Source organism: Flavobacterium sp. HBTb2-11-1 (assembly GCF_009826975.1).
In the GTDB taxonomy this organism is placed as follows: Bacteria; Bacteroidota; Bacteroidia; order Flavobacteriales; family Flavobacteriaceae; genus Flavobacterium.
In genome coordinates this window covers 513,894-527,755 of record NZ_WUMO01000002.1, presented here as the reverse complement: position 1 = coordinate 527,755, position 13,862 = coordinate 513,894, and the positions used below count along the sequence as shown (strand labels likewise).

Genomic DNA, 13,862 nt, shown 5'->3' with positions numbered 1-13,862 from the left:
AACTAGTTTCTAACACATAGTGCTATGAGTTTTATTAAAAGTGAAACACCTTTTACAAATTTCTAAAAACTATGTTTCTATGTGTTAGAATTATTATACAAGTAAAATGAAAAAGGTTTTTAGTATCACTATGACGATTCTGTTCCTGCTGGTTTCTTTCCAGCAGGCGCTTATCATTGTGCACTTTAAACTGAACCAAAAAGCGATAGAAAAAGAGTTTTGCGTTAACAAAGCCAAGCCAGAATTGCAATGCCATGGTAAATGCCATTTGAAAAAAGAACTTCAGGAAACCGAAAAAAATACAGATTTAGAATTGAGAAGCATCAGCAAAAAGATTGATATTGCTTTAATTGCTAATATCGAATTTGCGGTTTCTGTTACAAAAGCAATTCATTCTAAAAAAGTAAATTTATATAAAGAATCTGGTCAGCCAGAACCTTGTCTTGAAATTTTTGTACCGCCGCCTATTTTATAATTGTCCTTGTCAATTAATAAAAATAGAATGCAATACAAAAATTAAAATCATATAATGGAAACTTTAAAAAAATACCTTTTATTATCAGCGGCTACCTTAGCATTTGTATCATGTTCAAGCGATGACGATACACCTGCAGCAAACAACTTAACCCTGGAATTCAATAATACTTTCAAAGAAAAGACAATTGTTTTAGGTGATGCAACTTCAGCTTCAGCAACAACAAATACTTCTGCAGCAGGGCAAATTCACCATTTTTCTGAGTTAAAATACGTAATCAGCAATATTCGTCTTATAAAAGATGATGGGAGCGAAGTGCCTTACAATGTAAATGATTTAGATAAAGGCGCAACTGTAATCGATCAGGCAAAAACGGAATCATTGAGCTATGTTTTGAGCAATGTGCCATCAGCAACATACAAACAGATTAAATTTGGTTTGGGTATTAAAACAGAGCAGAATACTCTAGATCAGACTAGATTTCCTAAATTTTATGCAGCAGCAGGAGCCAATGATACTCAAATGATGTGGGAATGGGGAACAGGATACCGTTTTACGAAAGTAGAAGGTTTTTATGATACTGATAATAAAGTTATGTCTATTCATACTGGAAGTACTGTAGCAGGAAAAGAAGGCGCTTATACTCAAGGTGTAAATGCTTACAGAGATATTACATTAAGCCTTACAGCAAATGCAGTGGTAGGAAGCAAAGCTCCAAAAATCAAAATTAAAGCGGATTTTGATAAGTTATTGAGCGGAAAAATCAATACAATTACATTATCGACTGGAACAACAATGACTGATAATGCAACTCCGAATATTCATACTGCAGCTCAGATGGTAAAATTTGTGGATAATTTGGGAGGAAATGGAACAAATGATATCTCAGGAATGTTTTCTGTTACTAGTGTAGAAAACTAAATATATTTTGGAGCCGTCTGAAATTAAAAAGACGGCTCTATTTTAAAATTCGTTAAAAATGAAAAAAATATTTGGCTTTATCATAATCGTAATCTTTTTCGCTTCTTGTAGCAGTAGTGATTCTGATGAAACTTATTTTGATAATCCTGAACTTGCATTGCCTATTCCGACTGATTTTCCAGAAGTAAACAGTTACGTAAGTTTGAACAAGCCTACAAAATATGGAGTTGAATTGGGTGAAAAACTTTTCTCTGACAAAAGATTTAGCGCAGACAATACAATTTCGTGTGCAAGCTGTCATATTCAAGCGAATGCTTTTGCAGATCATAATGCGCGAGCAATTGGCATTGAAGGAAGAGTTGGTCTTAGAAATGCTCCACCTCTTCAGAATTTGATGTTTCTAAAGTTCTTTAATTGGGATGGAAGCAGACTGCAGTTGGAAACGCAGCCTTTAGTGCCAATTATTACGCATGAAGAAATGGATTCATCGATTCTGGAAGTGATCGGAAAAATTAAAGATGATGCTTTTTATAAAGATTTATTTAAAAAAGCATTTGGCGATCAGGAAATTACTGCTGATAGAATTTATAAGAGTATTGCTCAGTTTGAATATACTTTAATTTCTGCTAACAGCAAATACGATAAAGTAAAACGAAAAGAAGGACACTCGTTTACAGAAAGCGAAGCGGCAGGCTACGCAACATTTCAACAGAAATGTGCCAACTGTCATAGCACAGAATTGTTTACAGATCAAAGTTTTAGAAATATTGGTTTTCCAGTAAATACAGATTCTAATGAAGCAGGACGAGGAAGAGTTACCGGAATCCCGTCTGATTTTATGAGTTTTAGAGTTCCAAGTCTGCGTAATGTTGAATATACAGCGCCTTATGGAAGTTTTGGTCAGTTTCCTACATTAAAATCAGTTTTGGATTATTTCGACACAGGTGTTTTGGAAGCAGAAAATTTGGATCCTATTTTTAAAAATAACGGTAATAAAATTCCGCTGACAGAACCCGAAAAAGAAAACCTTATTGCGTTTATGAAAACTCTTAGCGACAAAGAATTTACAGGAAATTAACCTCGAAAGACTTGATTTTGCTGGTATTTGGCATTTCTATTATAAAAAAAGAAGAAATGTTTATAATATGTTGATAAATAATATGTTGCGGATAGTGTTAAAATCTGATTTCGATAGATTAAATGTTTTAAATTTAGTAACTGAATGATAGTTAATTATTTAAAATTATTTGAATATGGAAAGAGCTATAAAATTACAGGTTCGCAAAGAACTTGATGGAAAGCAGCAGGTAAACGTAATCAAACTAAAAGGCAGTTTAATTACTAAAGGCTACACAGAAATTATTCATATTAGTGACAAGGATGATGAATTTTATATTAATTCGTTTGCAACCAAAACGGAAGCAAGCAATGAAGTAAAAGAATTTATTCTGGATTTTATAAACAAAGAAAATTTAAGCAATACAATTAGTGTTTTAGGATAATCATTTCATAATTGTATTGCCTAAATAGTTTTATAACAGTTTGAGATTAAACTGCACTTGTAAAACTTGTATTTTGATCCAGATAAAGAGGCTTGTCTTGTAATGCATCTTCTGGTTTTTCGTCCCAATCTCCCCAATCTCCTACATAAGTTTTACGAAATATCAATTCGTTATTGTCACCTTTACAAACCAAAGTTCGGTCTGTACAGGTTTCATTGTTTGGACTGAAATTTATTTGTAAATTTTTCATGACGCTATTTTTTTAATTGTTTGTAAATGAGATCATAAAATTAAAAATATGAGATGTGATGTTGTTATAAAATAATATTAAATTATTGTTTAATTTACATGTATAGGGTTGAAAATTAATAATATAAAAAAAAGCTAAACAAATTTTGTTTAGCTTTTTGAATTTTAATCTTTCGTCTTTAATCTTTAATCTTTTTTCTCTGAATCTTTCTCCCTCTTAAGGCACCTTCCTCTAGGCTCATCGCCTTCTTGAAGTATAATCTCAGAATGCAAGAACTGCGCAGCATCGGCTGAGCCTTTGACTTTTGCGGCGCTTCGTTCGAGCATTTCAGCTTCAAATTCGGTTAATACACATTCTCTCAATCCTCTTTCTTTCCATTTTGACTTAGCATTACAGCCTTTCGAAATTTTTCTGGACAATTTTAAAGCATCTAACAAAGCTTGATTGGCGCCTTGTCCTTTAAACGGACTCATTGGATGCGCTGCATCGCCAATTAAAGTGATATTGTGATTTTTTTCTAATAATGCTGCACTTAATAATTCACGGTCATAAACAGGATATCCAGAAATTAGATTTTCTTGCGTGGCTTCCAAAATTTGAGGAATAGGAGCGTGCCACTGTGTTCTTCGGCAGGCTTCTTCTTTTAGGGCCTTTGGTCCTTTTGCACTTAAATTTTTGGCTTCTTCTTCAGACATTGGAAAACTTAATTGCCACATGACCGAATCAGCCGTATAAGGCATTACATAAATTCGTTCATTTCCATTAGCAGTCTGGAATATTGTTTCGCTATCTAGCAAATCGCTAGAAAGCCCTTCTAGAGCACTTAACGGACAAATTCCTAATATTACAATGCAATCTAAGTAACGAAGCGGTGTTGCTTCTTCGCCAATTATAATTCTTCTAACGGCGCTTCTTATGCCATCTGCGCCTACAACAAGATCAGCTTTTGTTGTTATTATTTCTCCGTTTGCCTGAAAGTTTAATTCTACACTTTCTTCAGCTGCTGTAAGGTTTACTAATTGGTGGCCCCATTGTACAGCATTGTTTTCGCCAAGCTGTTCCAAAAGCGCCAATCGAAGCGATTGTCTTGCTATATGTATGTTAGTGCGTTTTGTAGGTGACTTAATAGCGGTTTCCAACCATTTTCTGGTTCCCCATTCTCCTAATATTTTTCCATCAGTATTGTGTACAATGTGTTTTGTCGAAATAACGCCGTTTAGAGAAGTAATTCCCAAACCTTTCATGGCTTTACTGGCTTGTTGCAACGTAAGTCCGTAGCCTTGAGATCTGGCATCAAAGTCTCTGTCTCTTTCATAAATTGTAAAAGGAATTCCGCGATGTAAACAAGCTACCGCTAAGGCAACTCCGCCTATGCCTGCACCAATAATGGCAACATGAGGTTTTGTGAGATCAGGTTCAAGATATTTTTCAGATTGAATTAATCCAGACCCTAAGCAATTTGTGCACAAATGCAGATGCGCTTTAGGACGCATTGGAGCAATTTTAGTCTGCGAACTTTCATATGCCGCCAATTCCGTCTGATAACGGCGTTGCGCTTTTTTACTGAGTCCGCGATTTATTTTGCCCTGTCCTTGGCATTCATGACATATAGTCCACATTCTATTGTACAGCTTATTGGTTATGAATATGCAAATTTACGTCAACTGTACTATTTAAACTACTGATTTTCAAATCTAAATCGCATTTCAAAAATATAAAAGATAAAGATTTAAAAATCAGTATTTTGCGTTTTTTTAGTTTGTTTCTATGAAATCATCAATGTAGCGTGCAATCATATCCGGATATTGGCTTTGAGGGCCATGACCAGTTTGAGCGATAGTAATAAGTGTTGCTGTTGGCAGTTTTTGGTTCAGCTCGAACCAGTTTTCTGGCGGAAAACAAACTTCATGATTGGCAGAGATTACCAATATTGGAATGTTTGTTTGCATTAATTTTTCTCTGGATTTGTAAGGATCGTTGATATAATCATCATGAGACTTTGCATAGTATTCCCAAAGTTCAGGTCTTACTTTTGGATCTTTATCTTTTCTTTTATTGATTCTTTTATGACTTTCTACTGCTGCTTTTTTACTTATTTCAGAAGTCGGTTCAAAAAACAATATGGTTTCGTGCTCAAGGGTATAATCTGGAATGTAAGCTGTTTTAAGAAAAATTTCTTCCATAGAATGACTTACTTTTCCTGGAGGTTTGGTTCCTATTAGAATGGTATGGGTAATTCTATTTGGAAATTCGGTTGTAAGAACCTGCGCAGCCCATCCGCCAAGTGACCATCCTCCTAAAATAAATTTATCAATGTTTAAAGCATCTGCCAAGTCCAAAGCATCTTTTCCAAAACCTAAAATGGTTTCATGAGGTGTTCCGGTAGAAGAGGCCAATCCTTTGAAGTTAAATGTGATGACTTGGTATTTTTGTGCCAAAGCGTCTAAAAACGCAGGATCCCAATCGTCGAGATTCCCTCGAAATCTATTGCAAAGGATAATTGGCAAGCCTTTGCCTATCGATCTATAAGCGATTTTATGATCTTTAATTGAAGCAAATTTAGTTTCAGACTGGATTGCTTCTGAGAAGGTGTTTTCTTTTTCCATTGTTATACATTTTTATGTTGTTGTTTTTATGAATTGATACTATTTATGAATTCGTCAGTAGAGAGAAGTGCATGTCCGTAATTAGGAAAATTAGTTTCGACCGTTGCTTTAATTTCTTCCCAATTAAAAGCACCAATTCCGTCTTTGATTAAAGTGACATGATAGCCCAGTTCGACACCAAATCTCGCAGTTGAATCAATGCAGGTATTAGCTCTCATTCCAGCAATAACAATCTGGTCAATATCGTGCTGACGCAAAAGAAAGTCTAAATCGGTGTTGGCAAAACCGCTGGCAGTCCAATGATTTTGCGCCATATGATCGCCTTCCTGCATAATGAGATCAGGATGAAATTCGGCTCCCCATGAATCTTTTTCAAACAAAGTGATATTTTTGGTTCCTGCATGCGAAGGCGACAAGTACTTCCAGTTCAAGTAATCGCCTTTTTGAGTGTGGCGATGCGGTGCGTAAATCACCTGGATTTTATTTTCTCTCGCAGCTGTCAATAGTTTTTTTATGTTGCTGACCACTTTATTTCCTTCAACAGTTTCTTTTGCTACAGGAAATAATTTTCCTCCTTCAGAAAGAAAATCATTAAATGGATCAATAATGACAAGTGCAGTTTTTTGTAGTTGATACAAGCCCATAATTTTAAAAGTTTTAAGTTAAGTTGTTGTATTCTAATAATATGCCATTTGTTTTATGATGCAGTTTTATTGATGTTTAGCAAATATGTCAAGATGAAAAATTGCGATATTTAACGGATTTTTGAAATAAAGCAAATTAAGAAAGCCACTTCATTTTATAATTTTTAAAAATGATTATATAAACCAGACTATTGCATTTGAGTTAATTTTAATAATCATTTAAAAACGAAGAAATTATGGAAAAGAATAATCAAACCCAGAAAAACCCCAACCCTAAAGAACAAGGTGGGGGAGATCATCGAACCGATACAAGAAAACATCAATATAAAGAACATGATGAAGTTTTGACAAATGATGAAAATTATGATGTGGACACCAAAAAGTTCAAAGGAGAAGAACCCGAATTCGATGACAAATTGGATAATGAAGAAAAAAAATAATGTTAAAGCGCCCTGAAGTTGTTTGGGGCGTTTTTTCGTTCTTCCTTTTCATGACAAATCCATTTTTCCTTTTTAAAATGACTTTTTTTAAGAGATAAAAGTGAAGAAGTGAAAAATATGACATGATTTTTATAGATTTGTAAAAATCTAATACAATCTCTCAATACTAATTGAGAAGCAATATATAATACAAGGCATGAAATCGGTTACTTCAGTTTTTTTACTTTTAATGTTTGTCTGTTCAAATGCATTCGCTCAATTGAGTTCTGATAAAATATTCGAAAGTTTTAAACAAGGTGAACGCACCAATTGTTCATCTATAGCATTTATTAAAGCTTCTTTAAATGTTTACGGATTAGATAATCTTTTTGTAACCGAAAAGCTAAACGATGATTTATATAAGATAACTTTAAAGAACAATGCCTCATTCAACCTGAACAGTGCAGAAATTAGCAAGGCCAAAGAATCTGCAGGTTTTGTCTATATTAAGGACAATTGCGATAGCGAAAAAATCACCGATTATGCAGAATTGACTTATGCTGTAATGGCAAAATACAAACAGATTATAGATAAGGAAGCCACTTTTGATAAAGCCTTGGAAGATCTGGAAGACGGTACAGTTTATACTCCAACGATTTATAAGTACCTCGGATTCACATTAGGCAAACAGATTCAAAAATTAAAAAAAGAGTCTGGAACTGAATATTGCGGTGTTGTGGCTTGGTCAAAAGTGCACGCTGTTTTTGTATGTGGAGAATTTATGGACTATTACGGAAACAAAAAAAGCTTATGGATTAAATATCCGAGCCGTTTCAGGATAATTAAATCGTAAAAAAGCATTTATCTTTTTTTGGGAAAAATGTGCTTAAATGCCCAAAATCCTTGCTTTTGCTGTAATATTTTCCTTATCGCAACGTAATAATTATAATTTTATTGTGAAAAAGAAAATATAAAAGTTGCATTTTAACATAATTTATATATTTTTGTTTTTATTCAAGAACCAAATCTATTAAGAAAATGAAGAGCAAGATTATTTTATTATGTGTCCTTTTCTTCTTGACGACTGCTGCCGTTTCTGCACAGGCAAAAAATGCACCAAGAAGTATCATTAGTACAACTGCCTTAATCCGTAAATACCATGATCAAAAAGAATTAAGCGGTATGCAAAAAGGAGAACTTTTAGAATTGTACATTGAACGTATAAAAGTTCTAGTAAAAACGCTTCCTTATATTGCTTTGGTTACTAAACCTGGTGTAACAATGGCAGATTTAGGTATTCCAGATACAAGTGAGAATAAAAAAATCTTAGATGGACAGGCAGAAGGCACAACGGTTTTCTTAGATACTACAGTAGACTTCCAAAGAAAGATGATGCCGTATTCTGATAAAGGAAATCTTATCGCAGCCATCTTGTTTTACGAAACTACATTGAAATCGTTACACGAGTTTAACGAATTATAATATTTCGATACCTAAAATAGAAGCTCCAAGGTCTTATGATCTTGGAGCTTTTTTTTATAAAAAAATTGAATTGCCTCCATCTTTAGATGGAGGTAGATAAAATTAGCCTGAAATGGCTTTAGCCAAATTTCTCAAAGTTTAAAACATAGCCTCTGGTTTCTCCCAGAGGAACGGAAAGAAAAGCGATTTTGGCTAAAGCCATCAACTGACAATTTCCAAAAGATCCCCTAGTTGAAACTAGGGGCAATAGATAAAGCTCTACTATTTTCGTCTGCTGCAATCAATTGTATTAAATATCTCTCGCAGATTTCATTAGATTTATGTACATTAAATTATCCTGTTTGATTTATATAATTGAATTAAAATCCTTTGAAAGTATTGAGCTTTTAGTACAATTCTTATAAAACCGCAAAAAAACGCATTTCTTATAACTATTTTATTTTTAGATGCTTAAGGTTTTATTTTAAAAGCAGTTAACATTTTTTTTGCAAAAAGTTTAATTAAAATTTGGGAACTAAAAATTTTAACATACTTTTGTTCTATCAAATTAGTAGAGTTTAAAATTTAGTTAGAAATACAGAGATTAAAACCTTATCATTTCATTTTCAGAAATATAAAGCATAAGGCATTTGCAGCTTATGCATCACTACGGTTAAAATTCCTCTTTTTAAATTCATTATAGATTTTTAATAACACTATCCTGAACAAGGGTAAAAATTGTATAGGCCAAATAAAATAATAATCTAAAAAAAAGTAAAAATGAAAAAACGAATGTGCTGCAGATAAAAAAGAAAACCATTTCTGTTGCAGCAGAAATGGTCAGAGTTTAAAGAAATTGTCATCTCTAAAAGGAAAGCAAGAATAGTTTAAAACTGTTCTGAGCCCGCCTTATTTATTAAACTAAAACAAAGTAATGAAAATAAAATTAAAAAGATATGCTTGGCTATGTATTTTATTGATTTCCATAGGAGTTAAAGCTCAAGATACTAAGCCATTAATTCAGTCTAAGCTGGAAGGGACTGTAGTTGATGCCGTAACAAAAGAGCCAATTATCGGGGCTTCGGTAACTATTAAAGGAACTACACATGGTGTTGTTACCGATACAGATGGGAAATTTTTCTTCCAAACCGGACAAAAATTCCCTTACACACTTTTAATTAGTTATTTAGGATATAAAAAAGAAGAAGTTGTAGTAAACAAAAACGCTATCACGATCAGTCTTACTGAAGAACAGAATGCATTGTCTGAAGTTGTGGTAACGGCACTTGGAATTTCTAAAGAAAAGAAATCTCTAGGATATACGACTCAGGCATTAAAAGGAAAAGAATTGGCTACTACAAAAGAAACCAACTTTTTGAATGGTCTTTCTGGTAAACTGGCAGGTGTTCGTATTACAAATTCACAAGGAGATATGGGATCTTCGCGTATTATCATTCGTGGGGAAACTTCTATTGCAGGAAACAACCAGCCACTTTTCGTGGTAGACGGAGTTCCTGTAGATAACTCTCAATTGAACTTTGGAGGAGCAACTCGTGATTTCAGAAATGCCATTGCCGATTTAAATCCGCAGGATATTGAAACGTTAACAGTTTTAAAAGGACCCAATGCTGCCGCTCTTTACGGATCGCGTGCTGCGCATGGTGTTGTGCTTATTACTACAAAATCGGGAAAAGGACAAAAATCAGGATATGGAGTTACTTTTAATACAGGTATAACTGTTTCTCAAGTAGCTACTTTACCTTCTTTCCAAAATACTTTTGGTCAAGGTTCTAACGGAAGATTTAGCTACGTAGACGGAAAAGGAGGAGGAGTTAATGATGGAGTTGATGAAAGCTGGGGACCAAGAATGGACGGTCGTTTAATACCTCAGTTTTATTCTAAAGGTGAAGCCGTTCCTTTTGTAGCTCATCCAAACAATGTAAAAGATTTCTTTAATACTGGACTTACTTACGACAATAGTGTTTCTATTGCAAAAGCTAATGATAAAGGAGATTTTCGTTTAGGTGTAAACAATCAGAAACAACTTGGAACTGTGCCTAATAGTGAAATAAACAAAACAAACTTTACAATTAATACTAATTATCAGATTTCTGAAAATGTAAAAGTTGGTGTTAATGCTAATTATATTGTTACAAATGCTCCACAATTGCCAGGAGGTCCATCAGGAGGGCGTGCTGCGGGTGTAATGCTTCAGTTTCTTTGGTTCGGACGTCAGGTCGACATTAATGAATTGGATAAAGATTGGAACACTAACTGGAACAACAGTTACTACAGTAACCCTTATTGGAATGCCTATTATAATACAACAAGCCAACAGCGTAACCGTATAATTGGAGATGTCCATTTAGACGCGAAATTGGCTGAAGGACTTAACTTCAGATTCCGTACAGGTGTTGATTATTATAATGACCGCAGAAAATATACTATTAAGTATGGTACAAACGGAACTCCTTTCGGATCGTATGCTGAAGACGCATACACAGTAAATGAACAAAATACTGAGGGTATATTTCAATATACAAAACAGCTAAATGATGATTTCAGTTTAGATGCGCTTGCAGGTTTCAATATTCGTAACCATAGCGATGCCAACAATTATCAGAAAGCGCCACGTTTAGCGGTTCCAGATTTATATACTTTAACTAACTCTAGAGATCCGTTAACTTCATCAAATTCATTGTCAAGATTAAGAGTGTATAGTGCTTACGCATCTGCTCAAGTAGGATTTAGAAACTATGCTTTCTTAAACGTAACAGCGCGTAATGACTGGTCGTCTACATTGCCAAGCAGCAACCGTTCTTATTTCTATCCTTCTTTTAACGGAAGTGTAGTTTTAACAGATGCATTAAACATTAAGAGCAGTACACTTGATTTCTTAAAAGTTAGAGGTGGATGGTCTGAAGTAGGTAACGATGCAGATCCGTACCAATTGTCTACGGTTTACAATTTCCAAACAGCATTTGACGGAAACCCAATTCAGACTTCTTCTCAAAAGAAATTAAATGAAAACCTAAAACCAGAAACAACTCGTTCTACAGAGGTAGGTCTTGAAGCTTCTTTCTGGAAAAACAGACTTCATTTTGATGTAGCGTACTATAATACAAATAGTTTCGACCAAATTTTAGAAATTAAAACTACGGCATCAAGCGGTTATACTTCGCAGTTAATCAATGCGGGTAAAATCAACAACCAAGGTATTGAGGTGCAATTGGACGGGAATCCAGTTCAAACTGAAAACTTCAAATGGAATGTGGCTGTAAATTATTCAAAAAATAAGAGTAAAGTAGAAATTCTAGATTACGCTGGAGATATTAAAAACTATACAATTGGTTCTTCTGGAGGTGTCGATGTATTGGCGTCTGTTGGGCAAGCTTACGGAGCACTTTACGGAACAGCTTATCAGCGTGATGCAAGCGGCAATATTGTAGTAGGAGCAAACGGTCTTCCAAAAGCAGATCCGACAAAAAAGGTTCTAGGACATTACACGCCAGATTATTTAGCAGGTCTTACGAATACTTTGACTTACAAAAATCTTGAGCTTTCTTTCCTTGTTGATGCTAGCATTGGCGGTGAACTTTTCTCTGGAACTAACAGAACAGGAAACTATACAGGAGTTTTAGCACAGACTCTTCCAGGACGTGGCGCTGAAAACGGAGGTTTAAGCTACTATTATCCAGGAAATAATACAGCTAACCCAAAAACTTTGGTAAGCGGAGGAGCTGCTCCAAGCGGTGTAACGGTTTATGATGACGGAATGATTTTCGGCGGTGTATTTGCAGACGGAACGCCAAATAATAAAGTGATTAGTGCACAAGAATATTATAAAGCATCATACAATATTAGCGAAGCCTATATCTATAGCTCAACTTTTGTAAAAATGAGAGAGATCAAACTAACTTATAATGTTGATAAAAAATTGGTTAAAAAGTTAGGATTAGAAGGAGCAAGCATTACTGCAGCTGGACGTAACTTATTCTTTATCTATAAAGATGCGCCAAATATTGACCCTGAAACAGCTTTCAATACAGGAAATGCACAAGGATTGGAAAGTTTAGCGTTGCCAACAACTAGAAACTTCAGTCTTAACCTTAATGTTAAATTTTAAAAACTCGGAATCATGCTAAAAAAACTATCATATACAATACTGTTTGCATTGACACTGAGCTCTTGCAGTGATACTCTTGACGATATAAATAAAAACCCAAATGCAACTGAAACGCCACTTGCGCCGTACCTTTTGACTGGTACTTTAAAACAAGGTGCAGATTTGTATTGGGGAGATGCAAATAACTTTAACTCAACATTACTTTTTGTACAGCATTGGGCTAAAATTCAATATACAGAACCAGACCGTTACGATGTTTCGAACACTTCTTTCACTTCATTGTGGGATAAAGGATATTCAACTCTAATTACAGATTTGAACACAATTATAAAGTTTCCAGATGCACAGGCTAATTCTAATTATAAAGGAATTGCCTTATCGCTACGTTCGTGGACATTTTTATTGCTGACAGATGCTTACGGAAGTATTCCGTACAAAGAAGCAGGTCAAAAAGTAACGCCAGCGTATAATACTCAAAAAGAAGTTTATACAGGATTGCTTGAAGATTTGAAACAAGCACAATCTTTATTAAACTCAGCAAACGGTTCTGTAACAGGAGATTTGGTTTATAAAGGCGATATAGCAAAATGGAAAAAATTTGTGAATTCACTTCGTTTGAGAATTGCTTTAAGAATTTCAGACAGAGAACCTGTTTTGGCGAAACAAGCAGCGATTGACGCGACAAGTGACGCTGCAGGACTAATCAGCAGCGAAAGTGAAACATTTAAGTTCACTTACACTAGCTCACCACAGCAGAATCCAGCTTCGGCTTGGTTTGAAACGAGAGACGATTTCCGTATTTCAAAAACTATGGTTGATCAATTATATGCATTATCTGATCCGCGTTTGCCAGTATTTGCACAATTGCCATCAGATGCAAGCGTAGGAAAATATGTTGGTGGTGCTAATGGATTATCAAATAGTGATGCCAACAGCCAAGGTTTTGCAAAAACATCAAAACCAGGAACTTATTTCCTTACATCGGCTTCGCCTGCTGTAATTGCTTCTTACTCTGAAACTTTGTTTAACTTGGCAGAAGCTGCGGCAAGAGGATATATTTCTGGAGATGCAGAGCAATATTATAAAAATGCTATTACAGCGTCTTTCAATCAATTTGGAATTACAAATGCTACAACTATTTCAACGTATTTGAATCAGGCAAGCGTGAAATATGATGCTTCAAACTATGCTAAATCAATCGGTACACAAAAATGGATTGCTTTCTTCGGACAAGGTCTTGATGCATTTACAGAATGGAGAAGATTGGATTATCCTGTCTTGACAGCTGGTCCAGCAACTGTTTTGGACGGAAAAATTCCTTCACGTCTTTTCTATCCGGGTACAGAACAATCTCTTAATGGAGCAAGTTATCAAGCTGCTGTTGCAGATCAAGGAAAAGATTTATTGACAACCAAATTATGGTTTGATGTGAAATAAATCTGAATTTTAATAAATTTC

At 34.7% G+C, this 13,862-nt stretch carries 13 protein-coding genes; 9 read left to right on the top strand and 4 right to left on the bottom strand.

The features are described 5' to 3' along the window. The first annotated feature begins 106 nt into the window (after window positions 1-106). From GR162_RS22140 to GR162_RS07205, 4 genes are all read left to right on the top strand, one after another. A complete protein-coding gene (locus GR162_RS22140) occupies window positions 107-475 on the top strand; it encodes a hypothetical protein (RefSeq protein WP_202393914.1) in 369 nt (122 codons plus the stop codon). Between the two features lie 54 nt (window positions 476-529). Further along, entirely contained in the window at window positions 530-1,396 is an 867-nt protein-coding gene (locus GR162_RS07215; RefSeq protein WP_008463498.1) for an MbnP family protein, read from the top strand. A 58-nt stretch (window positions 1,397-1,454) separates the two neighbouring features. Next, window positions 1,455-2,474 carry a cytochrome-c peroxidase gene (locus tag GR162_RS07210; protein ID WP_160781557.1) on the top strand — a complete coding sequence of 340 codons (1,020 nt, stop codon included), beginning with the start codon at window positions 1,455-1,457 and terminating at the stop codon, window positions 2,472-2,474. Between the two features lie 175 nt (window positions 2,475-2,649). Further along, complete coding sequence (locus tag GR162_RS07205; protein ID WP_035690839.1) at window positions 2,650-2,898, top strand: hypothetical protein; 249 nt, start codon at window positions 2,650-2,652, stop codon at window positions 2,896-2,898. Window positions 2,899-2,944: 46 nt separating this feature from the next. Here GR162_RS07205 and GR162_RS07200 read toward each other — a convergent pair whose 3' ends face one another. The 4 genes from GR162_RS07200 to GR162_RS07185 all read right to left on the bottom strand — a co-directional run bounded on the left by GR162_RS07200 (window position 2,945) and on the right by GR162_RS07185 (window position 6,398). After that, the gene (locus GR162_RS07200; protein WP_008463503.1) at window positions 2,945-3,148 is read right to left on the bottom strand and encodes a hypothetical protein; all 204 of its coding nucleotides are present in this window, start codon (window positions 3,146-3,148) and stop codon (window positions 2,945-2,947) included. A gap of 185 nt (window positions 3,149-3,333) precedes the next feature. Next, window positions 3,334-4,767 carry an NAD(P)/FAD-dependent oxidoreductase gene (locus GR162_RS07195; protein WP_160781556.1) on the bottom strand — a complete coding sequence of 478 codons (1,434 nt, stop codon included), beginning with the start codon at window positions 4,765-4,767 and terminating at the stop codon, window positions 3,334-3,336. 135 nt (window positions 4,768-4,902) lie between these two features. After that, window positions 4,903-5,754, bottom strand: a complete 852-nt coding sequence (locus GR162_RS07190) for an alpha/beta fold hydrolase (protein WP_160781555.1) — start codon at window positions 5,752-5,754, stop codon at window positions 4,903-4,905. Window positions 5,755-5,780: 26 nt separating this feature from the next. Continuing rightward, on the bottom strand, window positions 5,781-6,398 hold the full coding sequence (locus GR162_RS07185; protein ID WP_160781554.1) for an isochorismatase family cysteine hydrolase: 618 nt from the start codon (window positions 6,396-6,398) through the stop codon (window positions 5,781-5,783). A gap of 236 nt (window positions 6,399-6,634) precedes the next feature. Between GR162_RS07185 and GR162_RS07180 the strand changes: the two genes are divergently transcribed. From GR162_RS07180 to GR162_RS07160, 5 genes are all read left to right on the top strand, one after another. Beyond that, complete coding sequence (locus tag GR162_RS07180; protein ID WP_160781553.1) at window positions 6,635-6,838, top strand: hypothetical protein; 204 nt, start codon at window positions 6,635-6,637, stop codon at window positions 6,836-6,838. Window positions 6,839-7,034: 196 nt separating this feature from the next. Continuing rightward, window positions 7,035-7,670 carry a hypothetical protein gene (locus tag GR162_RS07175; RefSeq protein WP_160781552.1) on the top strand — a complete coding sequence of 212 codons (636 nt, stop codon included), beginning with the start codon at window positions 7,035-7,037 and terminating at the stop codon, window positions 7,668-7,670. 185 nt (window positions 7,671-7,855) lie between these two features. Next, window positions 7,856-8,299: a hypothetical protein gene (locus tag GR162_RS07170; protein ID WP_008463513.1), complete on the top strand. Its 444-nt coding sequence runs from the start codon at window positions 7,856-7,858 to the stop codon at window positions 8,297-8,299. 913 nt (window positions 8,300-9,212) lie between these two features. Further along, a complete protein-coding gene (locus GR162_RS07165) occupies window positions 9,213-12,404 on the top strand; it encodes a SusC/RagA family TonB-linked outer membrane protein (RefSeq protein ID WP_160781551.1) in 3,192 nt (1,063 codons plus the stop codon). A 12-nt stretch (window positions 12,405-12,416) separates the two neighbouring features. Then, a complete protein-coding gene (locus GR162_RS07160) occupies window positions 12,417-13,841 on the top strand; it encodes a SusD/RagB family nutrient-binding outer membrane lipoprotein (protein WP_160781550.1) in 1,425 nt (474 codons plus the stop codon). Window positions 13,842-13,862 lie beyond the last annotated feature (21 nt).